Source organism: Aeromonas sp. S41-2 (assembly GCF_027705845.1).
In the GTDB taxonomy this organism is placed as follows: domain Bacteria; phylum Pseudomonadota; class Gammaproteobacteria; order Enterobacterales; family Aeromonadaceae; genus Aeromonas; species Aeromonas hydrophila.
Map to the genome: position 1 here is coordinate 312,093 of NZ_JAPDCG010000004.1, position 26,734 is coordinate 338,826.

General features: G+C 62.9%; 29 protein-coding genes. 13 read left to right on the forward strand and 16 right to left on the reverse strand.

Annotation, left to right across the window (positions count from 1 at the left end; all coding sequences use genetic code 11):
• Window positions 1-68: 68 nt before the first annotated feature.
• Complete coding sequence (locus tag OKC44_RS12160) at window positions 69-320, reverse strand: YkgJ family cysteine cluster protein (protein ID WP_270813055.1); 252 nt, start codon at window positions 318-320, stop codon at window positions 69-71.
• 157 nt (window positions 321-477) lie between these two features.
• A complete protein-coding gene (glpX, locus tag OKC44_RS12165) occupies window positions 478-1,488 on the reverse strand; it encodes a class II fructose-bisphosphatase (protein WP_016349240.1) in 1,011 nt (336 codons plus the stop codon).
• A gap of 220 nt (window positions 1,489-1,708) precedes the next feature.
• Here glpX and OKC44_RS12170 point away from each other — a divergent pair, with 220 nt between their 5' ends.
• From OKC44_RS12170 to OKC44_RS12200, 7 genes are all read left to right on the forward strand, one after another.
• On the forward strand, window positions 1,709-2,773 hold the full coding sequence (locus OKC44_RS12170; protein ID WP_270813056.1) for a porin: 1,065 nt from the start codon (window positions 1,709-1,711) through the stop codon (window positions 2,771-2,773).
• A gap of 117 nt (window positions 2,774-2,890) precedes the next feature.
• Window positions 2,891-3,802, forward strand: coding sequence for an ABC transporter substrate-binding protein (locus OKC44_RS12175; protein WP_270813058.1), 912 nt, complete (start codon window positions 2,891-2,893; stop codon window positions 3,800-3,802).
• Window positions 3,803-4,030: 228 nt separating this feature from the next.
• Window positions 4,031-6,073, forward strand: coding sequence for a TonB-dependent receptor (locus OKC44_RS12180; RefSeq protein WP_270813060.1), 2,043 nt, complete (start codon window positions 4,031-4,033; stop codon window positions 6,071-6,073).
• A 64-nt stretch (window positions 6,074-6,137) separates the two neighbouring features.
• Complete coding sequence (locus OKC44_RS12185) at window positions 6,138-6,758, forward strand: PepSY-associated TM helix domain-containing protein (protein ID WP_270813062.1); 621 nt, start codon at window positions 6,138-6,140, stop codon at window positions 6,756-6,758.
• Between the two features lie 176 nt (window positions 6,759-6,934).
• Window positions 6,935-7,972, forward strand: a complete 1,038-nt coding sequence (locus tag OKC44_RS12190) for an acyltransferase (protein ID WP_270813064.1) — start codon at window positions 6,935-6,937, stop codon at window positions 7,970-7,972.
• 129 nt (window positions 7,973-8,101) lie between these two features.
• Entirely contained in the window at window positions 8,102-8,674 is a 573-nt protein-coding gene (locus tag OKC44_RS12195) for a hypothetical protein (protein WP_201886897.1), read from the forward strand.
• Between the two features lie 125 nt (window positions 8,675-8,799).
• A complete protein-coding gene (locus tag OKC44_RS12200; RefSeq protein ID WP_270813067.1) occupies window positions 8,800-9,234 on the forward strand; it encodes an N-acetyltransferase in 435 nt (144 codons plus the stop codon).
• Here the strand turns inward: OKC44_RS12200 and OKC44_RS12205 are convergent.
• Window positions 9,231-9,596 (reverse strand): winged helix-turn-helix transcriptional regulator, encoded by a 366-nt coding sequence (locus tag OKC44_RS12205; RefSeq protein ID WP_241871365.1) that lies wholly within the window; start codon window positions 9,594-9,596, stop codon window positions 9,231-9,233. The two genes, OKC44_RS12200 and OKC44_RS12205, sit on opposite strands and share 4 nt — an antisense overlap.
• Before the next feature lie 121 nt (window positions 9,597-9,717).
• Between OKC44_RS12205 and OKC44_RS12210 the strand changes: the two genes are divergently transcribed.
• Window positions 9,718-10,023, forward strand: coding sequence for a monooxygenase (locus tag OKC44_RS12210; protein ID WP_124252341.1), 306 nt, complete (start codon window positions 9,718-9,720; stop codon window positions 10,021-10,023).
• Here the strand turns inward: OKC44_RS12210 and OKC44_RS12215 are convergent.
• Both OKC44_RS12215 and OKC44_RS12220 read right to left on the reverse strand, forming a co-directional pair.
• Window positions 10,004-10,558 carry a GNAT family N-acetyltransferase gene (locus OKC44_RS12215; RefSeq protein WP_442865720.1) on the reverse strand — a complete coding sequence of 185 codons (555 nt, stop codon included), beginning with the start codon at window positions 10,556-10,558 and terminating at the stop codon, window positions 10,004-10,006. The two genes, OKC44_RS12210 and OKC44_RS12215, sit on opposite strands and share 20 nt — an antisense overlap.
• On the reverse strand, window positions 10,555-11,175 hold the full coding sequence (locus tag OKC44_RS12220; RefSeq protein WP_270813073.1) for an outer membrane beta-barrel protein: 621 nt from the start codon (window positions 11,173-11,175) through the stop codon (window positions 10,555-10,557). Before OKC44_RS12220 ends, OKC44_RS12215 begins: the two co-directional genes overlap by 4 nt.
• A 251-nt stretch (window positions 11,176-11,426) precedes the next feature.
• On the opposite strand from OKC44_RS12220, the gene OKC44_RS12225 reads away from it, so the two are divergent.
• The gene (locus tag OKC44_RS12225; RefSeq protein ID WP_016349228.1) at window positions 11,427-12,065 is read left to right on the forward strand and encodes an exopolysaccharide biosynthesis protein; all 639 of its coding nucleotides are present in this window, start codon (window positions 11,427-11,429) and stop codon (window positions 12,063-12,065) included.
• 63 nt (window positions 12,066-12,128) lie between these two features.
• Here OKC44_RS12225 and OKC44_RS12230 read toward each other — a convergent pair whose 3' ends face one another.
• Entirely contained in the window at window positions 12,129-13,403 is a 1,275-nt protein-coding gene (locus OKC44_RS12230; RefSeq protein WP_029304453.1) for an amino acid permease, read from the reverse strand.
• A 458-nt stretch (window positions 13,404-13,861) separates the two neighbouring features.
• Entirely contained in the window at window positions 13,862-14,767 is a 906-nt protein-coding gene (locus OKC44_RS12235) for a GGDEF domain-containing protein (protein ID WP_168756163.1), read from the reverse strand.
• Window positions 14,768-15,101: 334 nt separating this feature from the next.
• Here OKC44_RS12235 and OKC44_RS12240 point away from each other — a divergent pair, with 334 nt between their 5' ends.
• The 3 genes from OKC44_RS12240 (at window position 15,102) to OKC44_RS12250 (ending at window position 16,457) form a co-directional block, all read left to right on the forward strand.
• The gene (locus OKC44_RS12240; RefSeq protein ID WP_011704422.1) at window positions 15,102-15,419 is read left to right on the forward strand and encodes a DUF6968 family protein; all 318 of its coding nucleotides are present in this window, start codon (window positions 15,102-15,104) and stop codon (window positions 15,417-15,419) included.
• Window positions 15,420-15,531: 112 nt separating this feature from the next.
• Window positions 15,532-15,945, forward strand: coding sequence for a GNAT family N-acetyltransferase (locus tag OKC44_RS12245; RefSeq protein WP_270813078.1), 414 nt, complete (start codon window positions 15,532-15,534; stop codon window positions 15,943-15,945).
• A complete protein-coding gene (locus tag OKC44_RS12250; RefSeq protein WP_270813080.1) occupies window positions 15,942-16,457 on the forward strand; it encodes a hypothetical protein in 516 nt (171 codons plus the stop codon). The genes OKC44_RS12245 and OKC44_RS12250 overlap by 4 nt, the downstream gene beginning before the upstream one ends.
• A 33-nt stretch (window positions 16,458-16,490) precedes the next feature.
• On the opposite strand, the gene OKC44_RS12255 is transcribed toward OKC44_RS12250, so the two are convergent.
• A complete protein-coding gene (locus OKC44_RS12255; RefSeq protein ID WP_270813082.1) occupies window positions 16,491-17,072 on the reverse strand; it encodes a penicillin-binding protein activator LpoB in 582 nt (193 codons plus the stop codon).
• Window positions 17,073-17,420: 348 nt separating this feature from the next.
• Between OKC44_RS12255 and OKC44_RS12260 the strand changes: the two genes are divergently transcribed.
• On the forward strand, window positions 17,421-18,005 hold the full coding sequence (locus tag OKC44_RS12260; RefSeq protein ID WP_270813085.1) for a GNAT family N-acetyltransferase: 585 nt from the start codon (window positions 17,421-17,423) through the stop codon (window positions 18,003-18,005).
• Window positions 18,006-18,042: 37 nt separating this feature from the next.
• On the opposite strand, the gene OKC44_RS12265 is transcribed toward OKC44_RS12260, so the two are convergent.
• The 8 genes from OKC44_RS12265 to thiC all read right to left on the reverse strand — a co-directional run bounded on the left by OKC44_RS12265 (window position 18,043) and on the right by thiC (window position 26,641).
• Window positions 18,043-18,660, reverse strand: a complete 618-nt coding sequence (locus tag OKC44_RS12265; protein WP_270813087.1) for a hypothetical protein — start codon at window positions 18,658-18,660, stop codon at window positions 18,043-18,045.
• Between the two features lie 188 nt (window positions 18,661-18,848).
• Window positions 18,849-19,388 carry an REP-associated tyrosine transposase gene (locus tag OKC44_RS12270; protein ID WP_206819217.1) on the reverse strand — a complete coding sequence of 180 codons (540 nt, stop codon included), beginning with the start codon at window positions 19,386-19,388 and terminating at the stop codon, window positions 18,849-18,851.
• Between the two features lie 597 nt (window positions 19,389-19,985).
• A complete protein-coding gene (gene thiH, locus OKC44_RS12275) occupies window positions 19,986-21,218 on the reverse strand; it encodes a 2-iminoacetate synthase ThiH (protein ID WP_270813090.1) in 1,233 nt (410 codons plus the stop codon).
• Window positions 21,215-21,982, reverse strand: coding sequence for a thiazole synthase (locus tag OKC44_RS12280; RefSeq protein ID WP_139710755.1), 768 nt, complete (start codon window positions 21,980-21,982; stop codon window positions 21,215-21,217). The genes thiH and OKC44_RS12280 overlap by 4 nt, the downstream gene beginning before the upstream one ends.
• An 85-nt stretch (window positions 21,983-22,067) precedes the next feature.
• Complete coding sequence (gene thiS, locus OKC44_RS12285; RefSeq protein ID WP_162498753.1) at window positions 22,068-22,274, reverse strand: sulfur carrier protein ThiS; 207 nt, start codon at window positions 22,272-22,274, stop codon at window positions 22,068-22,070.
• Entirely contained in the window at window positions 22,271-23,047 is a 777-nt protein-coding gene (locus OKC44_RS12290) for a HesA/MoeB/ThiF family protein (RefSeq protein ID WP_270813092.1), read from the reverse strand. Before OKC44_RS12290 ends, thiS begins: the two co-directional genes overlap by 4 nt.
• A complete protein-coding gene (thiE, locus tag OKC44_RS12295) occupies window positions 23,037-24,653 on the reverse strand; it encodes a thiamine phosphate synthase (RefSeq protein ID WP_270813094.1) in 1,617 nt (538 codons plus the stop codon). Before thiE ends, OKC44_RS12290 begins: the two co-directional genes overlap by 11 nt.
• A complete protein-coding gene (thiC, locus tag OKC44_RS12300) occupies window positions 24,650-26,641 on the reverse strand; it encodes a phosphomethylpyrimidine synthase ThiC (protein WP_270813096.1) in 1,992 nt (663 codons plus the stop codon). The genes thiE and thiC overlap by 4 nt, the downstream gene beginning before the upstream one ends.
• Window positions 26,642-26,734 lie beyond the last annotated feature (93 nt).

Consider the following 26,734-nt stretch of genomic DNA (forward strand, 5'->3'; position numbering starts at 1 on the left):
CCTCGTGGGAGAAGGGTCGGGGATGAGGGGGAACCAGCCCCCCCTCACCCTGCGGGAGAGGGTCAGCCTCAGGCCGTCAGTCGCTCCAGTTCACCGATGAGCCAGATGGCCTCCTCCCGGTGATAGCCGCACACGTCCTGCATGGGACGAAAGCCGCCACACACCGCCGGGCGCTCGGGCTGGCCGAAGATCTTGCAGCCCAGCCGCGCATTGAGCTGCACGCAGGGCACGCCGGCCGGTTTGCCGTCGGGCATGCCGGGAATGGCACTGCTGATACTGGGGGCGATGCAGCAGGCACCGCAACCTTGACGACATTCCATGTAATGCTTTCCTCGGCAGGGCGAACCAGTTTAGCAAAGGGCAGGGATTTTCCTCACTGTTATCCCGGCCCCGCCATGAAATAGTCCCCTTGCAAGCAGACAACAAAAAGCCCGACAGCGTCGGGCTTTGGTCGTTCAGCAACAGCCATCTTCCTGCTTACAGGATGATGTCGCGCACCACGCTGTCTTTGCGATCCAGGAAGTGAATCGACTTGATGCGGCGGATGGTCCGCGATTTGCCACGGATCAGCAGGGTCTCGGTGGTCGCCATGACGCCATCGCTGGTGATGCCATCCAGCAGATCACCCTTGGTGATGCCGGTGGCCGAGAAGATGACGTTGTCATTCTTGGCCAGGTCTTCCAGCTTGAGCACCTTGCTCACGTCGATGCCGAGCGCCTCGCAGCGGGCAATTTCCTGCTCGCCCAGCGCACGCACTTCCGGGCTGTCGCCCTTGACCTGATGACGGGGCACCAGGCGGGCCTGCATGTCACCGTCCAGCGCACGGATCACCGCCGCCGAGATCACCCCTTCCGGCGCGCCACCGATGCCATACAGCATGTCCACTTCGCTGTCCGGCAGACAGGTGAGGATGGAGGCAGCAACGTCGCCGTCAGGAATGGCGAACACCCGCACACCCAGCCCCTGCATCTCCTTGATCGCCTTGTCGTGACGCGGCTTGGCCAGGGTGATCACGGTCAGGCGGGAGAGCGGCTTGCCAAGCGCCTTGGCCACGGCCTTGAGGTTCAGCTCGAGGGCCTGATCGAGGTCGATGGCCCCCTTGGCCTTGGGACCCACGATCAGTTTTTCCATGTACATGTCGGGGGCCTTGAGGAAGGAGCCCTTGTCGCCGACGGCCAGCACGGCCAGGGCATTGGCCTGACCCATGGCGGTCATGCGAGTACCCTCGATGGGATCGACCGCGATGTCCACCGCGTCGCCCAGACCCGTGCCCACCTTCTCGCCGATGTAGAGCATGGGGGCTTCGTCAATTTCACCCTCGCCGATCACAATCTCACCATCGATCTGGATCTGATTGAGGATATGGCGCATGGCCGCAACGGCCGCCCCATCGGCGATATTCTTGTCACCACGTCCGAGCCACTTGTAGCCAGCCAGTGCAGCCGCTTCCGTCACTCGGGAAAACTCGATTGCCAGTTCACGTCTCATCGCATATCCAACCTTTGGAGCTCGAAAACGGGCGGCATTCTACCACAAGGGCAAACCTTTGCGCGCAAAAGTGGCGGTTCGTCACACAAAACACGGCCCTTTCACCAATTTGACATCAAACCGCCACCGACACTTCACGAGAGTGTCACCCCGCTGTCATCCCCCCTGCCTAGCATGGCCCCCGTCTTTTACAACAAAGCTTGCAACACAAGGGATTAAGATGAAAAAGCTGACTGTAGTGGCACTGGCTCTCACCGCGGCCTTCCAGGCTCACGCCGTTGAAGTTTACAAGAATGACACCACCACCCTGGATCTGTACGGCCGCATCTACGCCGGCCAGTTCTTCGGTGACAAGAAGGAAGGGGTCGACAGCACCCATCCGAACGGCACCCAGGAGTACAGCGACAAGCAGGGCGCCAACCAGTTCGTCCGCTTCGGCGCCAAGGTCGACAGCCAGATCAACAGCCAACTGAAGGCGCTGGCCCAGTACGAAGTGCAGATGTACATCAACGACAGCGAGAAGACCATCAGCGAGAACTCCGACAACCTGCGCACCCGTCTGGCGTTCGCCGGTGTTGGCGCCGACTGGGGCAACATCACCTTCGGTCGCCAGAAAGGGGCCCCTGGCCTCCTGGCTGACTGGACCGACGTTTCTCTCTCCGACGGTTACGGCAACGACGCGCTGGGTGCCAAGACCGACACCTTCGCCACCAACCGTGCCGGTTCCGTGCTGAAGTACTCCGGTCTGTTCAACGGCTTCCAGGTAGACACCAGCTACAAGTTCGACGGCGGTGACACCGAAGAGACCACCAGCAAGGACAGCGATGCCGCCTACGGCGCCGCCGTGGCCTACACCTTCCCGTTCAACCTGGCGCTGGGCACTGCCTACAACGTGGGGATCCGCGACAAGAACGGGGAAGAGGATGCCAAGCTGTGGCTGCTCTCCGCCAAGTACGACAACAAGGCCGTCTACGCCGCCCTGAGCTATGCGGACGGCACCGACTTCCTGGCCACCGGCAAGGATCACACCGGCTGGGAAGGGGCGCTGGGCTACAACTTCGAGAACGGCTTCGGCCTGATGGCGCTGTGGAACAAGCAGAAGGTAGAGCAGGACGGCAAGGCCGACTATGACTCCATCGACTACTACACCCTGGGCGCCCAGTACAAGTTCAACAAGAACCTGCGCGTCATCGGCGAGTACCGCATCAACAACCTCGACAGCAAAGAGAGCGGCAAGCTCAACGTCAAGGATGACTTCCAGCTGGCGGCCCGCTACGACTTCTAAGTCGGGCCCCTCTGCACTGCGCGCGCCGGCTGATGCCGGCGCGCTCTTTTGCATCCGCGTCGGCGTGCCCTGCTCCCCATGATCTAGGCTCAACAGAACCACGACGAGGAGATCATCATGCCGCTACGCCTGCTCATCTGCTGCTGCCTGCTCTGCGCCCTGCCCGTCCAGGCGCTGACCATCGCCATGGTGCTGTGGCGCGGCGAGACCGATGCCGAGCGCGGCTTTCGCGACGAGCTGAACCGGCTCGGTCATCACCCCACCTTCGTTACCTTCAACGCCAATCAGGACAGAACCGTGCTGGCTACCCTGCTGCGCCAGCAACTGCTGCCCTCCCTCGCCGACTACGACTACATCTACTGCTTCGGCACCACCGCCACGGCCATGGTCAAGAGCCTGGTGGGCAACCGCAAGCCGTTGATTTTCAGCATAGTGTCCGACCCCGTCGGGGCCGGCTTCCTGTCCGACGACAAGACGGAAAACCAGATGGTGGCCGGCACCAGCAACATGGTGCCGATGGCGCTGCAGCTCGCCAACGCCCGCCGCTATCTGCCCGCCGGCAAGGGGTTGCTGCTGCCGTTCAACCCGCGCGAACAGAACACCCTGCTGACCGGCGAGCTGCTGCTGCGCGAAGCCCGTCGCTACCAGTGGGAGCTCACCACCTGGCGCATCGCGCCGGACAAGCGGCGGCTGGCCAGCGAACTCAAGCGGCTACAGCACGACGCCAAAGAGAGCATCGTGTTTCTCGCCGCCGACAGCTACCTGCTCTCCATCGCCCCCGAACTGCTGGCCGCCCTCAACGAGGCGGGCATCCCCACCATCTGCAGCGCCGAGCTCTATGTCGAGCACGGCTGCACCGTCGGCACCATCAGCAGCTATCGGGCCCTCGGCCAGATGGCGGCCAACATCATCCACCGCAACCTGCAGAGCACCCCGCTGCAGGATATCCCGCTGCAGACCGACCCGGCGCCGCGGCTGGTACTGGGCAAGCAGCTGGCCGAGATCGCCCCCTCCGCCGCCGACCACTGAGCCCCTCATCCCCCTTCTTCCCTCCTCCCATCACCTTGCCGACAGGGCGCCCTGTCGGCGCTGGCGAGCCATCCGATACCCAGGCCCATCGCCAAAACATGTTTCTATTGCACAGCTAATGAAAATCAATATCATTATCATCCTCCCGAATGGGAGAAAACAAAATAATTACAAATAAATCAATAAGTTCAGACCATCAGGTCGCTTCTTCAAGAGTCAACACGCAACATGCACACACCTCACCACCCGCGCACTCTGCTGAGTGTCGCCCTGCTGGCCCTGAGCGCCGGCGCATACGCCGAAGACGAGACCATGACAGTGGTCGGCAAACGCAGCCAACATGAAGAGGTCGCCACCGCGACCCGCACCAACACCCCGGCCAAGCTGGTGCCGCAGGCCATCGACAGCGTCAAGGCGAGCGAGCTGACCGCCTTCGGCCAGCCCACCCTGAGCGAGGCCCTGACCGGCATCCCCGGCGTCAACGCCAGCGGAGACACCCGCTTCGATGGGGTCAACATCCGCGGCTTCAGCGCCAACAACGACTTCTATCTGGACGGTTTTCGCGACGACATGCAGTACACCCGCGACCTTGGCAACACCGAGCGGGTCGAAGTGCTCAAGGGGCCGGCGGCGGTGCTCTACGGCCGTGGCAGCACCGGCGGCATCGTCAACCGGGTCAGCAAGAAGCCGCAGAAGGGGCTGGAGTCCAGCGTCAGCGCCCAGGTCGGCAGCTTCGACAGCCGCCGGCTGGCCGCCGACCTCAACGGCGAAGCGGGTGAGCAGGTGCAGGTGCGCCTCAACCTGGCTCAGGAGGACAAAGAGAGCTTTCGCAACGGCGTGACCAGCAAGCGCACCCTGCTGGCCCCCTCCGTCAACTGGGAGATCAGCGACAAGCTGAACTGGCTGCTGCAGTACGAGCGCAACGAGCACGACCGCACTCCGGATCGCGGCATCCCCGGCGTCAACGGCCGGCCGGCCGACGTGCCGAAGGAGTATGTCTACAGCGATACCCGCCGCGACTTCATCGACGACGTGGCCCAGTCCACCCGTTCGCGCCTCACCTGGGACATCAATGATCAGTGGCAGCTGCGCCAGCAGCTGGGCTACACCAGCCTCGACAGCCAGTTCGACAACACCTATGTCACCAGCGTGAAGGGGGATCAGGTGACCCGCTCCCGCTGGCAGCAGGATCTCAAGGCCAACAGCCTGATCAGCAACACCGAGGCCGAAGGCCAGCTGCAGACCGGCCCCGTCGAGCACCGACTGCTGGTGGGCTTCGAGCAGAACTGGCAGGAGCGCACCCCCAAGCTCTACCAGAACGCCACCGCGATCCCGGCCGGCAACCTCTATGATCCGGGCGCCCTGCCCACCTACGACGGCGCCATGAAGCTCTCCAGCGACGCCAACCACAAGGTGCGTGGCTACGGCCTCTATGTGCAGGATCAGCTCAGCCTGGGCGACTGGCACCTGCTGGCGGGTCTGCGCCGCGATGACTTCACCGTCACCAGCCGCCGCAACGACCTCAACAAGGAGGAGACCGTCTCGGTCACCAGCCTGAGCCCCCGTCTGGGGCTGGTGTGGAACCCGATCGAGGAGCACGCCTTCTACGCCTCCTACAGCAAGACCTTCACCCCGGTGGGCGGGGAGCTTATCGGCATCACCCCGGGCGACAAGAACAACAACCAGGATCCCCAGCACACCCGGCTGTACGAGGGCGGCGTGAAGAGCGACTGGCTGGATGGCCGGCTGGCGACCACCCTCTCCATTTACCGGCTGGAGATGTACAACAAGCGCAGCAAGGATCCGCTGGATCCCACCAAGGTGATCCTCACCGGCCTGCAACGCACCGAGGGCATAGAGCTGAGCGCCCGCGCCCAGCTGACCGACGAGCTCTACCTGCGCGGCGGCATCGCCATCCAGGATGCCGAGCAGGTCAAGGCGGACGCCGATCTGCAAGGCAAGCGGCCGATGAACGTCTCCCGCCAGAACGGCGAGCTGTTCGCCGGCTATCAGAGCGGCAAGCAGGGTTGGTTCGGCGAGACCGGGGTGACCGCGGTGGGCGATCGCTTCGCCGACAACGCCAACACCACCACCCTGCCCGGTTACGCCCGCTTCGACGCCCGTGCCGGCTACCGCTGGCAGCAGTGGGAAACCCAGCTGAGCGTGGAGAACCTGACCGATCACGACTACTTCGTCAGCGCCACCAGCGCCTCCCAGATCATGCCGGGCACACCCCGTCAGCTGCATCTGAGCGCCGCCTACCGCTTCTGATCCCGCCTTATCCCGATCCCTCTGGCCAGCTTCCGCTGGCCAGATTTTTATGAAGCACCGAGCGATGAAACGCAGAAAACTCCCCCTGCACAACAACAAGTGGGTGCGCCGCATCCACGCCTGGGCCGGCTTTGCCACCCTCACCCTGATGCTGCTCTACGGTCTCACCGGCCTCTGGCTGCAACACAGGGCCGTGCTGCCGCTGCCCGGCCCCCACACCGAGAAATCTAGCGAAGAGATAGTGCTGAGCGCGCCGCTGAGCAGCCCGGATGAGCTGAAAAGCCTGCTGCAACAACGCTATGCAGCAGGATTCGAGGAGGGGCGCGTCCAGCTCACCCCGCCCCAGATCCTGCCCACCCCAGACGGCCCGCTCACCCTGCCGGCCCGCTGGGAGATGCGCGGCGTGACCCTCAGCCAGAGCGTGGCTGCCAGCTATGTGGCGGGCACATTGCTGGTGCGCACCGAACTGCAGCAGGCCAACTTCGCCGCCAGCCTCAACCGGCTGCACCGTGGCATGGGCACCGGCCTGCCGTGGCAGCTGGTGGGGGATCTGGCGGCGCTGGCCATGCTGCTGCTGGCCCTCACCAGCCTGCTGATGTGGAACAAGCTGCACGGCCCGGCCGCGCGCGGCATCGGCCTGCTGCTGCTGGGCGCCCTGGTCACCGTGCTGGTGGCCCTGCTCTAGCGCGTTTACCGACGGCAAAACGGGATCTGTCTCTCGGTGGCGGTAACCTTGCCCGCACCTCGGGTAACAAAGGGTAACCGGCCGCCGATGGGGGTCACAGTTGCCGGCCTGGCGGCTGGATGAGGATCGCCTGCGGCTGCTAGGGTGCGCCCTCAACCCAAGCGGCAAGAGGCAGCATGCGCATCTCCAGCATCGAATGCGGACGGGTGGTGGCCATCATGGCTGTGATGGCCATTCACCTCTCCCCCTTCAGCAACCCCTTCGACCCCACCCTGTGGGACGGCTCTCTCTACTTCTGGCTCGGGGGCGTCATCAACCAGCTCTGCCGCTTCGCGGTGCCGCTGTTCTTCCTCTGCGCCGGCTACTTTCTGCAACCCGCCCTCGCCGCAGGCCACCCCCTGACGGTGGCGCTGCGCTACTGCCGCCCGCTGCTGGGGCTCTGGCTGGCGTGGAGCCTGCTCTACGTGCTGATACCGTTCAACCCGCTCGCGGCAATGAGCGAGGGCTACCTGCCGGCCATGGCGAGCCAGTGGCAGATGCAGCTGGGGGATCCGCTCAACGTCTGGTGGGTGGGCGGCATGATCCACCTCTGGTTCCTGCCCGCCCTGATACTGGCGGTGCTGATCCTGGCGCTCTGCCAGCAGCAGGGCCTGCCCCGGCTGGCCCTGCTGCTGGGCGTTCTGCTCTACGGGCTGGCCCTGCTCGGCGGCTCCTATGGCCCGCCGCTGCTGGGGGGCGAGTGGGCCCTGCTGACCCGCAACGGCCCCTTCTTCTCGCTGCTGTTTGTGGCCCTTGGCGCCGAGCTGCGCCTGCGCGCCTGGCAGCCGGATGCCAGGCGCTGCGCCCTGTTGATGATGGCGGGGATGGTGCTCTACGCCCTCGAGGCCGCAGGGCTGCTGCACTTTGCCGCCGTGCCCCTCAACCGCCACGACTTCCTGCTCGGCTCCCTGCCCTGGGCGCTGGGGCTGTTCGGCCTGCTGCTGGCCAACCCGGGCTGGGGCCGGGGCAGCTGGCTCGAGCGCCAGGCCCCCAAGGTGCTGGGCCTCTACTGCCTGCACATGATGCTGGTGGTGTGGCTGATGATCTTCGGCCCGCAGGGCAAGCAGGTGTGGTGGGAGCTGCTGAAGGTGCCGGCGCTGCTGGCGCTCTCCCTGCTCGGCTACCGGCTGCTGGCACAGGGGGCGGCCAGTCGCTGGCTGCTGCGGGCCCGCTGAGGGGAACAGGGGATGGGAGGGAGGCCGATCCCTCCCCACTCAAGGCTGAATGGTGGGTTCAATTTTTATTCATCGCAGATAGATAAACTCCGGGACTCCTTAAACGCGACACCCAGGAGTCACGACCGTATGAAGTTGCTCACCAAGACGCTGTTCACCAAGCAATCCGGCCTTGTCCTCGTTCTGCTCGCCGCCAGCGGCTCCCTCAGCGCCGCCCAAATCACCAACAACAACATCACCGAAGCCGAGATCAAGGCCGCGCAGGATGCCTGGGGCAAGGCCCTGATCCAGATCAGCGACGACTACCGCAGCGGCGGCATCGACAAGGCCAGAGCCACCGCCACCGCCGTGCTCGACGGCGCCTACGGCTACCACCATGGCCCCGTGCTGTTCAAGCCGACCCTGGCCGGCGGCGAACAGACTTTCCGCATCAATCAGGAAGGGGCGCTGGCCTACTTCGTCGGCAACAATAAGGCCTATCCCGCCGACACCGGCTTCGCCCTCAAAAACTGGCAGAGCTACAACTACGACAACGCCGCCGTCTACATCAACGGCGACATGGCCCTCACCATGGGCAAGGTGCACCTGACCGACCGAGACAACAAGCAGACCACGGTCGACAAGACCTGGGGCTTCAAGAAGGGGGACGACGGCAAGGTACGCATCGTGCTGCACCACTCCTCCCTCCCCTACGCCGGCTAACGGCAACAGGCGACCTGCGGGTCGCCTGTTTTGTTATGGGGGTAGCAGTTTGGCCACTCGCCGGGTGACGACGGGGCCTGTGCTGTTACCATGCCCCGCTTGTAACGCATCCAGACGAGACACCCATGCAGATCCGCCCCTTCACCCCGGCCGACACCGAGGCCGTCCTCGCCATCTGGCTGGAGGCCTCCCTGCAGGCCCACCACTTCATCGAGCCCGCCTACTGGCACGCCAACCTGGCGCCGATGCGGGAGATCTATCTGCCCGCCGCCGACAGCCAGCTGCTCTGCCTGGGTGAACAGGTGCTGGGCTTCTACTCCCTGCACCAGGGCTCCCTGGCCGCCCTCTTCGTGGCCCCCGCGCGGCAGGGGCAAGGGCTGGGCAAGGCCCTGCTCGAGCACGCCAAACAGCAGTTGCCAACCCTGCGGCTGCAGGTCTATCAGCAGAACCGGGCCGCGTGCGACTTCTATCGCGCGCAAGGATTTCAGGTGGCGGCCGAGGGCGTGGATCCCCACACCGGCTGCGCCGAGTGGCTGATGGTCTGGCCGGCGCGGGATTAACTGGGCTCGCCGAGATGGGGTTCGTCGCGGGCCGCCCCCGCTTCGCTCTGTGCCAGCAGATCGCCGTGGCTCAACGCGAAGTCGTGCATCTGCTGAAGCAAAGGGAGCAGGGCAACACCGAGCGGGCTCAGGCTGTACTCCACCCGGGGCGGCACGTCGGGGTAGAGAGTACGGATGACAACGCCGTCGCTCTCCAGCTCCTTGAGCTGGGCGGTGAGCACCTTCTGGCTCACCTCGGGCAGGCTGCGGCGCAGGTCGCCAAAGCGCAGGGTCTGCGCGCGCAGATGAAACAGGATGGCCGGTTTCCATTTGCCGGCCAGCAGGCGCAGCACCCGGTATGCGGGACAGGGCAGTGAGGACAAGGGATGGCTCGCGAGTGGTTACTTTGCGGTAACTATGCCACGAAAATGTGCCTTCTTGCAGCCAAGATGCCGGCTTCCTATGATGCGGGCTTAGTCATTCAACGCCCACGAGAGGTTCACTATGCCCAGCCTGCTGCAGATCCATTTCAACTTCCCCGCCGAGATGATGGGGCCGGCCCTCACCGCCGCGGCCATGCCGCTGGCCGAATCCATCACCAAGGAGCCCGGCTTCATCTCCAAGATCTGGACCGAAAACCCGCGCACCGGCGAGGCGGGCGGCATCTATCTGTTCGAGGATGAGGCGAGCGCCCTCGCCTACGCCACCATGCACGAGCAGCGGGTGCTCGCCATGGGCGCCAGCGCGGTGCAGTTCAAGCTGTTCGACGTCAACGAGCCGCTCAGCCGCCTCACCCGCGGTCTGGTGTGATCCCCTCACCCAGCAACAAGCGGTAGCAGCTATCCTGCTGCCAGACAAAGCCCAGCCGCCGAAACAGCCGCTGGCTGGGCAGATTGTCCGGCTCGATATCCGCCACTAGGGTGGCGATGCCGAGCTGGCGGGCATAGGCGATCAGGGCCGTCAGCGCCTCTGCCATCCATCCCTCTCCCCAGTGGCTGCTAGCCAGCATGCAACCCACCTCTGCCTGGCGCAAACCTGCCTCGCTCGCAAAGCTGTGCAGGCCGCAGGTGCCGATCAGGCGCTCGCTGTCGCGCGCCACCAGCCCCCACTCCAGCGATTCGCCGGCGGCCAGCAACCGCGCGACGCTCGCCAGCATCTGCGCCACTGTGGCGAGGCTCGGGAAAGGCGGCTCGCCAACGAAACGCATGACCTCGGAGTCCCCGTAGATGGCGAACAGATCGGCACTGTCCCCGGCATCCAATGCCCGCAGCAGCAGCCGCGGGGTCGACAGCGAGGGCAGTGTATGAGGCAGAGGGAGCACGGCGTCGCGGTACAAGGGGCTCAAAACCGCAGGGTCAGGCCGATATTGGCCTGCCACTGGGTCACCAGCTCGCCGCGCACCTTGAACACGCACTGGTCAGGGTTGCAGAGAAACTGGCTGTTGTCGTTGACCAGCGAGCCGTAACCGCGCACCTCGGCCCGCAGTGCCAGATGCTCGGTCAGGCGCGGCTGCCCCCCGAGTGCCAGCGACATGGAGGGGGCGACGTCGCTGTCGTAGGCGGCAAAGCGGGTCGCCCCGATCCCGGCGCCGATGTAGGGGGCCATCAGGTTGTCCGACAGGGTGAGCGCCCCGGCGAAGTGGAGGGTATCCACCGTCAAGCGATCCGGCTGATCGGGGGAGAGGCGGGTGGACTGGTGGCTGTAGAGCAGCTCTATCATGCCGGGGTCATCCACCTCCTTGCTGATGAACAGGCCCCAGCTGCCGGAGCGCTCCCCCTGCAAGGACTCCAGCCGGGTGGCGACGGGGGTCGGTTTGGGGTCGTCATTGGCCTCGAAGTTGATGGCCGAGCTGTAGCCGAAGAACGGCGTCACCTGCCAGCCGAGGGCGGCCTCCCCCTCGGCGCTCCAGGCCTGCCCCAGTGGCAACAACAGCCCCATCATCATGATCCCTGCTCGTTTCATCACGGCTCCTCCGTGCGCTGCATCAGTGCCCGTCAAGCATATCAGAGCCCACTGGCCCCTATCCTAAACCCGGCCTGTATCAAGCGATTTTCAGCGGGGAGATCACACTCTGTCGCCACCACCGGTGGCCTGCCGAACAGACGGCACATCAGCGCCTGCGGTTATTCATCCCGGATTAACCTGTGCCACGTATGCTGGCGCGCAATCGGCTCATGGTGAGCCGGTTCAACTCACCAGAAGGACATCAGGGAATGGTTGCCGCGCAACTCAACGACCCCCAGAACAAGCTCTCCGATACCCTGCGGGCCACCGCCCACGCCATCGAGGAGAGCCATATCAGCCTGCGCCAGATGCTGGCCCTGGTCGGCGAACAGGGCATGCTGCTGTTTTGCGTGCTGCTCACCGTGCCCTTCCTGCTGCCGGTCTCCATCCCCGGCGTCAGCACCCCGTTTGGCCTGCTGATCCTGTTCATCGGCATCGGCATCACCCTCAACCGGGTGCCCTGGCTGCCCGCCATCCTGATGGAGCGCCGCTTCGCCGCCGAGCAGCTTAAGCCGACCCTGCACAAGGGGGCGGATCTGCTGGCCCGCATCGATCGCTTCATCCGCCCGCGCCTGCTGCTGTTGACCGGCAGCAGTACCATCAACCGCTGCAACGGCCTGCTGATCATGCTGGCGGCCCTGCTGCTGATGCTGCCACTCGGGGCCATCCCCTTCACCAACGCCATGCCGGCCTGGGCCATCCTGCTGCTGGCCATCGGCATGCTGCAGCGCGACGGCCTGTTCGTCGCCAGCGGCTACCTGCTGGTGAGCGCCACCCTGGTCTGGTTCAGCGCCCTGGCCATCGGCTTGCTGATGGCCGGCCAGAGCGTCTCCACCCTGCTCGGCTAACGGCAACACCAAGAAAAAGGGCGACCCATGGGTCGCCCTTTTTGACTTGTGCGGGATCCGCCGTCACAGCAGATCGTAGATAAGGGCCGAGATGGCCAGCAGCCCGATCACCAGCACGAAGAGGGTACTCGCCCCGCGATAACGCTTGAGGGCGGGCAGACGATAGATGGAACAGGCCGGCAGCAGGAACAGGATCACCGCGATGAGCGGCCCGCTCACCTTCTCGATGATCTCCAGCACGTTCGGGTTGAGGTAGGTAATCACCCCGGTCACCACGAACAGGATGACCGACGAGACCCGCGCTATGGTCGCTTCACGCAGCGACAGCCCCAGCCCCTGACAGGCACCGTTCACCATGCTCACCGTCCCCTCGCTCACCCCCATGGAGGTGCCGAGGAAGGATTTGGACATGGCCAGAATGGCGATGAGCGGCCCCACGTAGGCGATCAGCGGATTGGAGAACTTGTTCGCCAGCGCCGACAGCACCGAAATATTGTCGATGCGGGCCTGCGCCATCTCGGCCTGACTCAGGCTCATCACGCAGCTCACCACGAAGAACAGCACGCTACCGCAAATCAGCAGGCTGCTGCACTTGATGATCCGCTTGGCGCGCTGGTCGGCGCTCGCCTGACAGCGCTTCTTCTGCGCCGCGCTGAAGGAGGAGATGATGGGCGCGTGGCTGAAGGAGAACACCATCACCGGCACGATCAGCCAGAGGGATTTCCAAAATGCCGGGTCACGCCAGTCCACCCCCTGACTCTCGCTGAAGTAGGAGAGGCTCCACTGGGGCAGCAGATAGATGGAGAGGCCGATGAGGAAGGCAACCATGGGCAGGGCCAGCACGCTGATGGCCGACACCACCATCTGCTTGCCTGCCAGCAGCACCAGGTGCAGACCCAGCATCACCCCCAGCACCAGCAGGCCGCGCGGGATCTCGGCATTGCCCAGCTGGTGCACCACAAAGCTCTGGATCGCGTTGGTGATGGAGATGCTGTAGACCAGAATGATGGGGTAGAAGGCCATCAGGTAGACCAGCATCAGCAGCTTGCCTGCCCGCGCACCGAAGTGCTCCTCCACCACGTGGGTAATATCCCCTTCCCGGTGGGAGCTGGATAATACAAAACGACTCAATGCCCGATGGGAATAATAAGAAAGCGGAAATGCCATCAATAATATAAATAGCAAAATAACCGGCGAATTACTGCCAACGGTAATTGGGAGAAACAGTGTACCGGCACCGACCGCAGTGGCATATAAGCCCATGGTCCATACCGAATCACTTTTCTCCCATTTCAACTTTGATGCGGGATTACTCTTTTCAGCAATAGCAACACTCATTGCGATATACACCTTATTAATCTGTCATCTTTTATTTTATTGGCCCGTGTAATTAGGCTGGTGATATGCAGCGGCATATCGACCGGATCGTAGAAAAAACAAGCCCGCCTGCGATCAACATGATCACCAAGAGAAAACGGGGATGCCACGCTACCATCGTTGAAATCGCCATAAAGGTCAAGGTTAATAATTCATGACTGTTTGAATCGGATTGTTTCAAAAGGAAATAAGATGTGTCATTTCGGCCTCAAGATAATCAATTCAGCTCCGTCTGGTAACATAACGACAAAACCTCGATGAGTTGTTCAACAACTTGAATAAGGCCAGAGAGTGGCCCGTTAATATTAACAGCATCAGCCTATAAATATCAGTTAATTATGCAGCGAACAGTACCCGCAGCGCCCGATATATCCATGCCGGGCTGGCCGCCATATATAAGAGGGTCACCTGCCCCGGTTTTACCCTTGTTCGCCGGTTGCCGCCGGGCAGTGGGCGACCCGGTTGCGCCCCGCCCGCTTGGCCCGATAGAGCCACTCGTCGGCGCGGGCCAGCGCCTGATTGATCTCCTCCCCCGGCCGCACCAGGGTGGTGCCCAGGCTGACGGTAAAGGCCGCCGGATCTGCCGGCAGCGCCGCCACGGCCGCCCGGATCCGCTCCGCCAGCGCCAGCAGATCCGGCTCGCTCATGCCGGGCAGCAGGATCAGGAACTCCTCGCCGCCGCTGCGCACGAACAGATCGTCCGCCCGCAGCTGGGCGGCCACGCAAGCGCAGAAACGCTGCAGCGCCCGATCACCCTGCTGATGGCCGAAGCGATCGTTGATCTGCTTGAAGTGGTCGATATCCAGCATCACCAGGGCGCAGGGAGCTTCCCCCGCCCGCCGCTGCCGGCAGTGCTCGAAGAAATAGCGGCGGTTGTAGAGGCCGGTCAGCTGGTCGGTTTCGCTCTGCAGCTTGAGCCGCTGCTGCAACTCGTACTGGCGGGTGATGTTGCGGGTCACCCAGGCCACCGCCCGCTTGCCGTCGTAGCGGGAGGGCAGCGGCGCAATCTTGCCCTCGAAGTGCTGCATCCCCTGCGGCCCGACCGAGGCGTCGATCCCCTCCACCTCCACCGCCGCCAGTTCGTACTCCACCACCTGCACCTGGCCCGAATCCAGCGCCAGGGTCACCTGCTCCATCACCCAGCGGGTCATGGCGGCGGGCAGCACATCGGCCAGCCGCTTGCCCGTCAGCGGGTTGCCATCCTGGTAGGATTGCTGCTCCACCCCGCCGATGTATTCGATGTAGTAGCCATCCTCGCTCAGGATGAAAACGGGGTCGGGCAGCTGGGCCATCACTTCATATAGTTGCTTGACCGAAAGAGCCATGCGGTTTCCTTGGATCCGGGGGACGAGAGGCGCACACCGGGCTGGCGCCTGCCCCAATTATCGTGCCGGGAATGGCGCCGAGCCAGCGAGGGATCCCGCCATTCATGGATGCGCATCAAGCAATGCGGGAAAATAGCGCTTGCCCCGCCCCTCTTCGCTCAAAAGAGCAGCGACGCCCGGATATTCACCCTACCTCACAGACAGTCGCTGCGCCCGTTGTCTGCGACGCCCGCATCCATTAGGCTGACCTTCCTGAGTCTGCCACTGACGGCAGACTCACCGACCATCAGCCACCGGCCAGACAGGCGCCGGCCCCCGGAAAAGGATCGTCCAGATGAAGAGAGCCATAGTGAAAGCCCGCTTCGATGCCATCAGCATCGAGGGAGAACAGCTGACCGTGAAGATTGCCATCCGCGCCCCCGAGCCGGACCCCAAGTCCGCCGGCGGTGACTGGCGCTGCAAGGTGAAGCTGGACGGCCTTGGCAACAAGACCTTCATCTATGGCGTCGATGCCCTGCAGGCCCTCAGCCTCGCCCTCAAGTTCGTGGAGAGCGAGCTGCGCGCCTTCACCGATGCGGGCTGGCACTTCTACCTGCCCGGCTGCCCCGATCACCCGGTCGACATGGCCGCCTGCTACTTCCCGCAGCTGTGACGCCAGGTTGCCCGTCCGTCTGGCTGATCGCCATTGAGGTCGGGCAACCACTTGACCACATTGAGTCTGAACAGTTATGGATAGAGGCCCTTTACCCGGCGCTGGAGAGACCATGCACCTGACCCCACCTCAACCCCCTGCCGAGCAGGATATCGACGCGCTGCGCATCGGCCTGTCGGGCTACAACATCAGCAAGGCCGGCACCCACCTGCGCGAGCACATCGCCAGTTTTATCAAGGATGAAGATGGCAAGGTGCACGGCGGCATCACCGCCGACCTCAAGTGGGGTTGGCTGCACGTGGACTGGCTCTGGATTGACGAGCGCATCCGCCAGGATGGCTGGGGCGGCCGCCTGCTCGCCACCATGGAGCAGTACGCCCGCAGCAAGGGCATCAGCAACTTTCATCTGGAAACCACCAGCTTCCAGGCGCTGCCCTTCTATCAGAAGCAGGGTTATCAGGTCTTTGGCGAGCTGCCGGACATGCCGCCCGGGCATACCACCTATTTTCTGAAAAAGCAGGTATGAGACCGCTGTCGCCACTCACCACCAAGGGCAAGGGCAAGGCCAAACCCAAGCTCCTCAGCCCGGCCTTGGGTGCACTGTGTCTGTTGCTGACCACAAGCCAGAACGCCATGGCCCTGTCGTTGCACGATCTGGATCCGGCGTTTGCGCGTTGTGAGGCAAGCAAGGCCCGCCACAAACCCGCGTTGCCTCCCAAGAAGGATCGCTTCTGGTTGCTGGAAAGAGGGCAGCAGGTGACGGTGCTTGTCTACCTGCATGAGAAGAGCATAGAGCGCTGCACCGCAGCAGAGGTAGAGGCGCTGGCGATCAAGGAGTTTCATCAGGCAGTCGCCGGAGACCGCGCCTTGCTCGATGCCCTGATCAAGGCAAGAGCCACGACGCTCACGCCGGCTCAGCAGGCACAGTTACAACAAGTAGGACAGACAGAGCTGGGCAGGCTGGCCAAGCTGACAGGCTTTGCACACCCTTTCTCGCTGCTCGATTACCTCAACCTGCTGGCCCCGCCCAAAGCGTGAAGGGCTGACAAACCTGTCAGCCCTTCGGCATCCTCAGTGGCTGGCGGAGCGACTGCCGCTCCAGAGCAGCTCACCGCTGCGCAGCTCCATCAGGGTCATCGACAGCCGATAGCGGCTGCCCTCGGCCACCAGATCCCCGTACAGCATGTAGCCGGCGCCGGTCTGACGACCGAGCCGCACCAGGGAAGCCGGGTTCATCCTGCCCTGCTGATACTCAAGCTGACCGGTGATGGCCGCCACCTGACCTGGGTCGACAAAGCGAAAACCGCTCTTGCTCTGGATGCGCTTGCTCATGGCCGCCGCCATGGCGCGGGTATCCACCGGCTCGCCGGTGCCGTTCTGGGGCGGAGTAAGCAGCAGCACCGGCTGACCGGTTTGCGCCAGCTCCCGCACCTCGGGAGCCTGCACAAAGGCATCGGCCATGGCCAGCGCCAGCCCGGTTGGCGCCACCGGTTTGGGCAGCGGTGCCCCGGCATCCGGCTTGGTCACCGGCTTGTCCGGCTGGCTCACTGGCTGGTCCGGTTCACTGACAGGAGCCTGAGTGCCACCGTAGGGATTGACCGTACAACCGCCCAGCAGCAGGGCACCCACCATCAACAAGGAACGCAGCTTCATCTTTTCTCTCCGCCAAAAGTCCGTAAACGGGCATCAACCACCACCCGCATGGCGGAGCCCCTGCCCCGCATCTTCCTTATGCTAGAGACAAACCCCGGCGGGGTCGATGCGCCCACCGCCACCGGGCGACAGAGACTGGCGAAGCGGAGGGCACAAAAGGGTGGCAAGGCTCCACCCGATTCCGTTAGGGTAAGTTTGCTCAAGGTTCAACAGGATCGTGTTGTCCCCCATCTCCTAAGGTGATCGAAGGCTTTTCTCAGGACGACACCCGGTTTGGCCAGTCACCAAACAGCCCCTCGGGAGGGCACCGTTACTCTCTGACAATTCTCTGACAATGCAGGACAGCCAATGACATTCCAGCCCCTTGCCAACGCCAAACTCGTTATTCGTCCCTTCAAGCCGGGCGACGCCGACGAGTTTGTCCGCGCAGCCCACGAATCCATCGAGACGGTCGGCAAATGGATGAGCTGGTGCTCATACTCATTTACTCGGAAAAGCGCACTGGAATGGTTTGCCACCTGCGATCAGGATCGCGAGGCGGGACGCGCCTACGACATGGGCCTCTTCTGCGCCGCCACCGGCCAGCTCTTGGGTGGCGCCGGTATCAACCAGCTGTCACCCCATCATCGCTACGGCAATATCGGTTACTGGGTACGCCAATCCCACCAAGGACAAGGTATCGCCCGGCAGGCGGTCGCCCTGCTGCGTGAATTTGGCTTTGAACGGTTGGGGCTATTTCGGCTGGAGATCGTGATGGGGGTTGGTAACAGCGCCAGTGAAGCCGTTGCCATCGCCGCCGGGGCCACCTTTGAGTGCCGGGCAAGGAATCGTATATTTCTACATGGCCAGCCTATGGATGCGCATATATATTCCCTTGTTCCTGCTAACGTCTATGACTATAAGTATTCTGCCAATTTGTCTGTCTCAACATGATATTAACACGAGTATTATTCTCAACTTTAATTACGGTCTACCTAACACTACTTTCTGTAATTTTTTTAAGAAGGTGCTCTAGGCTTGTACATAAAAGAGAATCAATACCTTTTAATTCCATTGTATATGAAGAAAGCTGTTTCTGATAAGCTATTACGTAGTGTTCATTTATTGGTGAGGGTTCTATTAAATTACTACGGCAGGCATTTTCATAGGTCGTCATTAGCTCCCAGTATATAGAGTACGAGTCTAATATACTCTTGGCCATGGTGTATGCAAAAATAATATCAGACCTTAACTCATGATCTCGCACTTTACCAATCAACGCACTATTACTGTGGTAAACAGAGAAGTAGTAATGTTCAGTCCTGTACTTGATAGGCAAAAATTCACCATCTGGCGTGTTACGCAACGTTATTCCTACCGTTTCATTATAACGGCGAAACAGACTTTCAATTTCATCATGTATTGACCATATGAAGCCAGTTAATAGCGCGTCTTCTGCGTCTTTGGCTAGCTTTCGCTGATGTTCATTCGCGATATTCGTGGCATTGATCGTTGCATTTCGTGTCATCAATCCACCAATAACAGCACCTACAAGGGAGCTAACGGTTGTCAACAGTATTCCTGCACTGTCAGTTAAGTTAATATCCATTAATCACGCCTCAAAATTAAAACGCTATTTTACAACAAGCCTACAATGATTAAAATAAAATCTCACAGCATATGCTTACGGCTTTCATAATTAGTATAATAAACTAAATACGGGAACGGCTCTATCATCATATCAGCGGTACAATACGCTCCGTTTATTGCACCCTACATTAACCAAATTAATACCAATTATTGATCGCCGTGTGGTATATCATATTCTGACGTGGTGGCATCTCCCCAAGACAATGGATACCTACCCTGTTGAACCCAACGATAGAAAGTGGAATATGGCCAGTCTTTCGGGGTTGTTACCAATCCATGTTTGACGGGGTTGATATGGATGTAATCGAGATGATGATTGAAATCTTCCTGATCGCGGATCAGGTGCTCCCAATAACGTCGCTGCCAAATGCCCCGTTCACCGCGACGCCAGCGAGATTCTGAACGAGCCTCAGAATTGGGGAGCCCTCGTGAAAACTTGCTTTTTATTTGGCGCCAGCGCAACGGAAAATTGATATCTCCTTCCGGCAACTCCAACAGTGCATGTAGATGCTCGGGCAAGACAACCCATCCGTGGATCCGGAATGGGTGGCGCTCTTGCACCTCCCTGACAGCTGACCTCAGCAGATCAATCTGCTCGACCAGTAGATGGTTGTTCTGACGTTCAGCCAGCACGACCGTAAAAAACCAGGTTCCCCCCGGCTGCCATGCCCGTTTGTAATTCGCCATGTATTGCCCAACCCACAATCAACCATGTTGTTAAATGTGGTTCAAACGAAGCAAAACGTAGGGTGCAATGAACGAAGTGAATTGCACCTCTCATCACAATAGCGGTGCAATGCGCTCCGCTTATTGCACCCTACGACTACTCCCCGAGGTTATGGCGGGCACGGTTTTGGTTCCCCCTCCAATCCGCCAAGGGGAAGGGGCAAGGTCAGGAGCACCATCAGGGATGATGGCGCAGACGCAGCCGGCACAGGGATGTGCCGTCTGCGGCGATCCGTCCGACCTTGCACCTGACCCGAGGGAAACCGCGTAGCGGTCGGATTGGCGGGGTGGCCGCTCGATTGGTGACTTTTCTTTGGCCACGCAAAGAAAAGTTACTCGCCCAAGCCCGAAGGGCGGGCGAAACCCCGTCGAGGCCAGCGGCCTCGCATCCTGCACGGCGTAGCCGAGCCATCCATCATCACCTAAAACTGCAAAGCGGACGATTACGCCTACCGGCTAATCGACCCTACTATTGCACGGCGCAGCCGTGCCCCCTCGCCACAGGCACGGAGTCTGGCTGGACGCCGGGATGCTAGCGGCAAAGGGGCATGGCCGCCCCTATCTCCCCAAAAACGGCTCCCAATCCTTAAACACCGGCTGCAACCCGGCCTGCCGCACGGCGGCGGCCACTTCCCCCACCGGGCGGTCGTCGTGGATGGCGAACTGCTCCAGCTCCTCTTTATCCCCTTCTGCATAGCCCCCCGGCTGGGTGCGCGACTCGGCCGACATCTGGGTGATGCCAAGGCGTACCGCGCCGTTGCGAAAGGTGGCGGACTCACGGGTGGAGAGCGACAGGTCCAGCGTCGGCGAGAAGAGGCGCCAGGCGCAGATAAGCTGGGCCAGCTGGCGATCCGACATGACCACGGCAGGCTCCAGCCCCCCGGTGCAGGGGCGCAGACGCGGGAAGGAGAGCGAGTAGCGACTCTGCCAGTGGTGACGCTCAAGCCAGCTCAGATGCTCGGCGACAAAGTAGCTGTCGGCGCGCCAGTCCGAGGAGAGACCGATCAGCGCCCCCAGCCCTATCTTGTCGATCCCAGCGCGGCCCAGCCGATCCGGTGTGGCGAGGCGCCATGCGATGTCCCGCTTGTTGCCGCGCAGATGGTGGCGGGCGTAAGTGGGGGCGTGGTAGGTCTCCTGATAGACCATGACGGCATCGAGGCCGAGGCTCTTCAGCTCGGCATAGTCGGCCTGCGAGAGGGGTTGTACCTCCATCCCCACCGTGCTGAAGTGGCGGCGGATGATGGGCATCACCTCGCGAAAATAGGCGAGCCCCACCTTGTGCTCGTGCTCGCCGGTCACCAGCAGCACGCTGTCGAAACCGCGCGCCTTGATGGCGAGACACTCGCGCTCTATCTCCTCGCTATTCAAGGTTTTGCGCTTGAGGCGGTTGCTCATGGAGAAGCCACAGTAGGTGCAGTCGTTGGCGCAAAGGTTTGACAGATAGAGCGGCACATAGAAGCCGATGGTGTTGCCAAAACGCTGGCGGGTCAGCCGCTCGGCCTCGGCTGCCATCTGCGGCAGGTACGCCTCGGCAGCCGGCGAGATCAGCGCCATAAAATCGCTCAGAGTGCGGCGGGGGGCGCTCAAGGCGCGTGCTACATCGGCGGCGGTCTTGGCGCGGATCTGCATGCCGATATCGTCCCACTCCAGCTCCTGCCAACGGTCGAGAAAGGAGGGAGCGGCATCCTGTGATTCCAGATCCCTCCCCCCCGTAGCCCTCCCCCCCAGCCCCTCTCCCAGAGGGAGAGGGGAGGAAGAATCTCCCCCAGTGATAGCAAATCCCTGACTCATAACGCCCCCAGAAAATCGGTGAGCGGGCTGGAGGCTTGCGCCTGCAGGGCGCGGGCGCCGAGACCCGCCTCATAGGCACTGCGGCCGGCAGTGCAGGCAAGCGCAAAGGCGCGGCCCATGGCGACAGGGTCGCCGCTCACCGCGATGGCGGTGTTGACCAGCACGGCATCGGCACCCAGCTCAAAGGCGGCGGCGGCGTGGCTCGGCGCACCGATCCCCGCATCCACCACCACAGGCACATTGGCCTGCTCGACGATGATGGAGAGGAACTCCCGGGTCACCAGCCCCTGATTGGAACCGATGGGCGCGCCCAGCGGCATCACGGCGGCGCAGCCTACCTCTTCCAGCCGCTTGCAGAGCACGGGGTCGGCGCCGCAGTAGGGCAGCACCACAAAGCCCTCTTTCACCAGCTGCTCGGCGGCTTTCAGCGTCTCGATAGGATCGGGCAGCAGATAGCGGGGGTCTGGGTGGATCTCCAGCTTCAGCCAGTTGGTCCCCAGCGCCTCGCGGGCGAGGTGGGCGGCAAACACCGCCTCGGCGGCGGTCTTGGCGCCGGAGGTGTTGGGCAGCAGCTTGACCCCGAGTTGCAGCAAGGGGCTCAGGATATCGTCGTGGGCCTTGCCCGGTTCGAGCCGCTTGATGGCCATGGTGACCAGCTGGGAGCCACTCGCCGCTATGGCGGCGGCCATCAGATCCGGGCGGGCAAACTTGCCGGTGCCGGTAAAGAGGCGCGAAGAGAAGGTGTGATCGGCAATCTTAAGCATGTCAGCCTCCTGCCACTGCGATAAGAAGAGATGAGGCCCCGCCGCAAGGCAGAGCGCTCGAAGATGGGACTGTGAGCATCATGGATCAGCCTCCCGCAATGGCGGTAAAGAGGTGAAGTTCGTCCCCGTCATTGAGACGAGTCTCGGCCCAGCGGCCACGGGGCAGCACGGCGCCGTTAAGGGCCACCGCCACGCCTTGGGGATTGACCCCCTGCACGGCCAGCAAGTCGGCCACGCTCTGCCCTGCCGCCAGCGACTGGGCTTTATCGTTGAGTCGAATGGTCAAGGTCATGGGGTGATCTCCTTATCGTGTGTCGGGCATCGGCGCTGCCCGCAAACCGGGCAATCGGGGTCAGGGGCCAGAGTGAGGGTCTGCCACTGATGGGTCAACGCATCGAAACGGCGCAATGTGCCAGCGACCGGACTTGGCAAACCGAGCAGCAGTTTCAGTGCCTCCAGCGCCTGCAAGGAGCCCATCACCCCCACCAGCGGGCCGGTGACGCCACTGGTCTCGCAGCTCTGGGAGAGCTTGGTATCCAGCGGATAGAGGCAGGCGTAACAGGCGTGCTCCGAGCTGGTACGCGCCATCAGCTGCCCCTGCCAGCCCACTGCGGCGGCACAGATCCAGGGCTTGCCCTGCTCCACGCAGGCGGCGTTGATGGCCTGGCGGGTGGCGAGGTTGTCGCAGCAGTCGATCACCAGATCTACCTCGGCCACAAACTCCGGCAGGCTGGCGGCATCGAGCCGCTGGTTGATGGCAATCAGCTCCACCAGCGGGTTGTGGGCGGCCAAGCGCTCGCGGGCCAGCTCCGCCTTGGAGTGGTTGACTGCCTCGCTATCGAACAGGATCTGGCGCGGCAGGTTGCTGGAATCGACCGTATCGCCATCGGTCAGCCAGAGAGTGCCCACACCAGCTCCGGCGAGATAGAGGGCAAGCGGCGAGCCGAGCCCGCCGAGGCCCACGATCAGCACAGATTTATCCTTGAGCCGCGCCTGACCGGCCTCCCCCACTTCCGCCAGCATCAGCTGGCGGCCGTATCGCAAATACTCAGCATCAGAGAGCATGGGCCGCCTCCTGCATGTCGGTCATGATCTGCGCCGAGTGCGGCTCATCCCCCGCCCCCACGGCGGCGAGCAAGCGCTCGGTCGCCCCCTGCCAGTCGTCGCTGGCAGTGATGGCCGAGACCAGCGCGATACTGCCGACCCCGCTTGCCTTGACCGCCGCCACCCGCTCCTCGCTGATACCGCCGATGGCCACCGTCGGCCACTCCGCCATCAGGGCGCGGTAGCGATGCAGCCGCACCAGCCCCTGCGGGCGCGAAGGCATCGCCTTGGTGTTGGTCGGGAAGATATGGCCCAGCGCGATATAGGAGGGGGCCAGCTCGCGGGCCCGCATCAGCTCGAAGTAGCCGTGGGTGGAGATGCCAAGGCGCAGCCCCGCCGCCTGAATGGCGGCGAGATCGGCGGTCTCCATGTCCTCCTGCCCCAGATGCACGCCCCAGGCACCCGCCTCGATGGCCTGCTGCCAGTAGTCGTTGATAAAGAGCCGCGCCCCATGGCGGCGACCGAGCGCTACCGCATCACAAATGGCCGGTGCTACCTGAGCGGCGGGCAGATTCTTGATCCGCAGCTGGATGGTCTTGACCCCCTGCCCCAGCAGGCGGCGCAGCCACTTGACCGAGTCCACCACCGGATAGAGACCGAGGTTGGGTTCGGTCGGCGCGAAGGGACCATCCGGCAGACGGGCGCTGCTCGCTTCATAAAGCCCGAAACGACGGTCGAGCGGTGATCCTGCCAGCACGGCGCGGGGGAAGTGGGCAAGATCGGCGGGCCAGCCGAGATGGGCGATGGGGCCCGGGCCTGCGCCCACCCCCTGCGCCGCCGCCAACCCCTGTTGCAGGTAGGCGCGAGCGAGGGTGATGGCGTCCTCCACCGGATAATCCTGCGCTACCACGGCGGCGATGGCGCTGGCGTAGCAGCAGCCGGTGCCGTGGCCATGGCGGGTATCGAGGCGCGGCGCCGCGAGCCAGAATTCGCGGGTCTCATCCTGGTAGTAGTCCAGACACAGCTCCCCGCTCCACTCAAGATGACCCCCCTTCACCAGCACAGCGCAGGCGCCCAATTCACGCAGACGGCGGGCGGCGAGGCGCACCAGCTCGGGGCTGCTGACCGGCAGCCCGGTCAGGGCCTCCAGCTCGGGGCCGTTGGGGGTGATGAGCGACAGACGTGGCAGCAGCTGTTCGCGCACCGCCGCCAGCATATTGGGCTCCGCCATCGGGGTGCCGGTGCTGGCGATGGCCACCGGATCGTAGACCACGAAAGGGGGCTCGATGGCTGCCAGCCGGCGGGCCAGCACCTCGACGTGAAGCCGGGTCGGCAATAGGCCAATCTTGATGGCGGCGGGCGGCAGATCGACGTTAAGGGCGTCGATCTGGGCGGTGAAAGTCTGCATCAACACGGGGTCGACCATCTTCACCGCCACCGAGTTCTGGGCAGTGATGGCTGAGATGACCGAACAGCCGTGCACGCCGAGGTCGTGCAAGGTGTGCAAGTCGGCCTGAATGCCGGCACCGCCGCCGGAGTCTGAACCCGCTATGGTCCAGACCACAGGTCGCGAGTCCGTCACTGGCGACAGGTCGGCGGGGCTGACAGCCCCGCTTGCGCTGCTCACGCCTCCTCCCCTGCGGCCTGTTTCAGTGCCGCCGCCTGATGGTAGATCTCGCCGCCAGTCTCCTTGAAAGTCTCCGCCATGCGGGCCATGCCGCTCTCCACCTGAGCCACCACCTGCTCCTGCTGGCCATCCATGCCGACCAGCTTGATTTCGACTGCCTCCAGTTTCGCCGCGTAGTCGCGCACGTCCTGAGTGATCTTCATGGAGCAGAACTTGGGCCCGCACATGGAGCAGAAGTGGGCCACCTTGCCGGACTCCTGCGGCAGGGTCTCGTCGTGGTAGGCGCGGGCAGTGTCGGGATCCAGCGCCAGATTGAACTGATCCTCCCAGCGAAACTCGAAGCGCGCCTTGGACATGGCGTTGTCGCGGATCTGGGCGCCCGGGTGACCCTTGGCCAGATCGGCGGCGTGGGCGGCGATCTTGTAGGTGATGAGCCCCTGCTTCACATCCTCCTTGTTGGGCAGACCCAGATGCTCCTTGGGGGTCACGTAGCAGAGCATGGCGCAGCCGTACCAGCCGATCATGGCGGCGCCGATGCCGGAGGTGAAGTGATCGTACCCCGGCGCGATGTCGGTGGTGAGCGGGCCCAGGGTGTAGAACGGCGCCTCGTGACAGTGCTCCAGCTGCTCGGTCATGTTGCGCTCGATCATGTGCATCGGCACGTGACCCGGCCCCTCGATCATCACCTGCACGTCATACTCCCAGGCGATCTTGGTGAGCTCACCCAGGGTGCGCAGCTCGGCGAACTGGGCCTCGTCGTTGGCGTCATAGACGGAACCCGGACGCAGACCATCGCCCAGCGACAGGGCCACATCATAGGCGGCGCAGATCTCGCAGATTTCGCGAAAGTGCTGGTAAAGGAAGTTCTCCTTGTGGTGGGAGAGGCACCACTTGGCCATGATGCTGCCGCCGCGCGAGACGATGCCGGTAAGGCGTTTGGCGGTCATCGGCACGAAGCGCAGCAAGACGCCGGCGTGGATGGTGAAGTAGTCCACCCCCTGCTCGGCCTGCTCCAGCAGGGTGTCGCGGAACAGCTCCCAGGTGAGGTCTTCGGCGATGCCGTTGGTCTTCTCCAGCGCCTGATAGATGGGCACGGTACCGATGGGTACCGGGCTGTTGCGCAGGATCCACTCGCGGGTCTCGTGGATATAGCGACCGGTGGAGAGATCCATCACGGTGTCGGCGCCCCAACGGGTCGACCAGACCAGCTTCTCCACCTCCTCTTCGATGCTGGAGGTGACCGCCGAGTTGCCGATGTTGGCGTTGATCTTCACCAGGAAATTGCGGCCGATGATCATCGGCTCTGCTTCCGGGTGGTTGATGTTGCTGGGGATGATGGCGCGACCGGCGGCCACCTCATCGCGCACAAACTCGGGGGTAATGTTCTGGGGCAAACGGGCACCGAAATCGCGGCCCGGATGCTGGGTGCGCAGGAGCTCGGAGCGCACCCGCTCGCGCCCCATGTTCTCGCGAATGGCGATAAATTCCATCTCGGGGGTGACGATACCGGCACGGGCGTAGTGGAGCTGGGTCACCCGGCGACCCGGCTTGGCACGGCGCGGCTTTGGCAAGTGCTCGAAGCGCAGGTGATCCAGCCCCTCATCGGCCAGCCGCTCCTGAGTGAAGGTGGAGCTGAGCCCAGGCAGCTCGTCGGTGTCACCCCGCTCCAGCACCCAGTTCTCCCGCAGGCGCGGCAGGCCGCGGCGCACGTCTATGGCGACCCCCTCCTCCCCGTAACGGCCAGAAGTGTCATAGACCGGCACCGGCTCGTTGGGCTCGAACCGGGGATCTTCTTTGGTGCCACCGACGAAGGTGTCGGCCAGCTGGATCTCCCGCAGGGGCACACGGATATCGGCGCGGGAGCCTTCAATAAAGATGCGGCGGGAGTTGGGGTGAGCCATCCCCTTGAGGCTGTCGATAAAAGCCTGGGCGCTGGAGCGCTGCTCGCGGCGGCTGGATTTGGCGGTATCAGATACAGAAGTAGACATAGCAAAACTCACATTAACTGGTTGAAGTTATGGGTATTTGCTTGTCTGGAGTTCGAGGAGAAGATGAACTTGCGGCGGGGTGTGCTCGGGGGA

Coding starts and splice junctions, on each gene's coding strand:
- OKC44_RS12270 (WP_206819217.1), bottom strand. CDS start 19,388: ATGGCGAATTACAAACGGGCATGGCAGCCGGGGGGAACCTGGTTTTTT.
- OKC44_RS12170 (WP_270813056.1), top strand. CDS start 1,709: ATGAAAAAGCTGACTGTAGTGGCACTGGCTCTCACCGCGGCCTTCCAG.
- OKC44_RS12230 (WP_029304453.1), bottom strand. CDS start 13,403: ATGAGTGTTGCTATTGCTGAAAAGAGTAATCCCGCATCAAAGTTGAAA.
- OKC44_RS12290 (WP_270813092.1), bottom strand. CDS start 23,047: ATGCTCTCTGATGCTGAGTATTTGCGATACGGCCGCCAGCTGATGCTG.
- OKC44_RS12195 (WP_201886897.1), top strand. CDS start 8,102: ATGAAGTTGCTCACCAAGACGCTGTTCACCAAGCAATCCGGCCTTGTC.
- OKC44_RS12180 (WP_270813060.1), top strand. CDS start 4,031: ATGCACACACCTCACCACCCGCGCACTCTGCTGAGTGTCGCCCTGCTG.
- OKC44_RS12225 (WP_016349228.1), top strand. CDS start 11,427: ATGGTTGCCGCGCAACTCAACGACCCCCAGAACAAGCTCTCCGATACC.
- OKC44_RS12160 (WP_270813055.1), bottom strand. CDS start 320: ATGGAATGTCGTCAAGGTTGCGGTGCCTGCTGCATCGCCCCCAGTATC.
- thiC (WP_270813096.1), bottom strand. CDS start 26,641: ATGTCTACTTCTGTATCTGATACCGCCAAATCCAGCCGCCGCGAGCAG.
- OKC44_RS12260 (WP_270813085.1), top strand. CDS start 17,421: ATGACATTCCAGCCCCTTGCCAACGCCAAACTCGTTATTCGTCCCTTC.
- OKC44_RS12200 (WP_270813067.1), top strand. CDS start 8,800: ATGCAGATCCGCCCCTTCACCCCGGCCGACACCGAGGCCGTCCTCGCC.
- OKC44_RS12245 (WP_270813078.1), top strand. CDS start 15,532: ATGCACCTGACCCCACCTCAACCCCCTGCCGAGCAGGATATCGACGCG.
- OKC44_RS12240 (WP_011704422.1), top strand. CDS start 15,102: ATGAAGAGAGCCATAGTGAAAGCCCGCTTCGATGCCATCAGCATCGAG.
- OKC44_RS12175 (WP_270813058.1), top strand. CDS start 2,891: ATGCCGCTACGCCTGCTCATCTGCTGCTGCCTGCTCTGCGCCCTGCCC.
- OKC44_RS12210 (WP_124252341.1), top strand. CDS start 9,718: ATGCCCAGCCTGCTGCAGATCCATTTCAACTTCCCCGCCGAGATGATG.
- OKC44_RS12220 (WP_270813073.1), bottom strand. CDS start 11,175: ATGAAACGAGCAGGGATCATGATGATGGGGCTGTTGTTGCCACTGGGG.
- OKC44_RS12265 (WP_270813087.1), bottom strand. CDS start 18,660: ATGGATATTAACTTAACTGACAGTGCAGGAATACTGTTGACAACCGTT.
- thiS (WP_162498753.1), bottom strand. CDS start 22,274: ATGACCTTGACCATTCGACTCAACGATAAAGCCCAGTCGCTGGCGGCA.
- thiH (WP_270813090.1), bottom strand. CDS start 21,218: ATGAGTCAGGGATTTGCTATCACTGGGGGAGATTCTTCCTCCCCTCTC.
- OKC44_RS12255 (WP_270813082.1), bottom strand. CDS start 17,072: ATGAAGCTGCGTTCCTTGTTGATGGTGGGTGCCCTGCTGCTGGGCGGT.
- OKC44_RS12190 (WP_270813064.1), top strand. CDS start 6,935: ATGCGCATCTCCAGCATCGAATGCGGACGGGTGGTGGCCATCATGGCT.
- OKC44_RS12250 (WP_270813080.1), top strand. CDS start 15,942: ATGAGACCGCTGTCGCCACTCACCACCAAGGGCAAGGGCAAGGCCAAA.
- OKC44_RS12235 (WP_168756163.1), bottom strand. CDS start 14,767: ATGGCTCTTTCGGTCAAGCAACTATATGAAGTGATGGCCCAGCTGCCC.
- OKC44_RS12185 (WP_270813062.1), top strand. CDS start 6,138: ATGAAACGCAGAAAACTCCCCCTGCACAACAACAAGTGGGTGCGCCGC.
- OKC44_RS12280 (WP_139710755.1), bottom strand. CDS start 21,982: ATGCTTAAGATTGCCGATCACACCTTCTCTTCGCGCCTCTTTACCGGC.
- glpX (WP_016349240.1), bottom strand. CDS start 1,488: ATGAGACGTGAACTGGCAATCGAGTTTTCCCGAGTGACGGAAGCGGCT.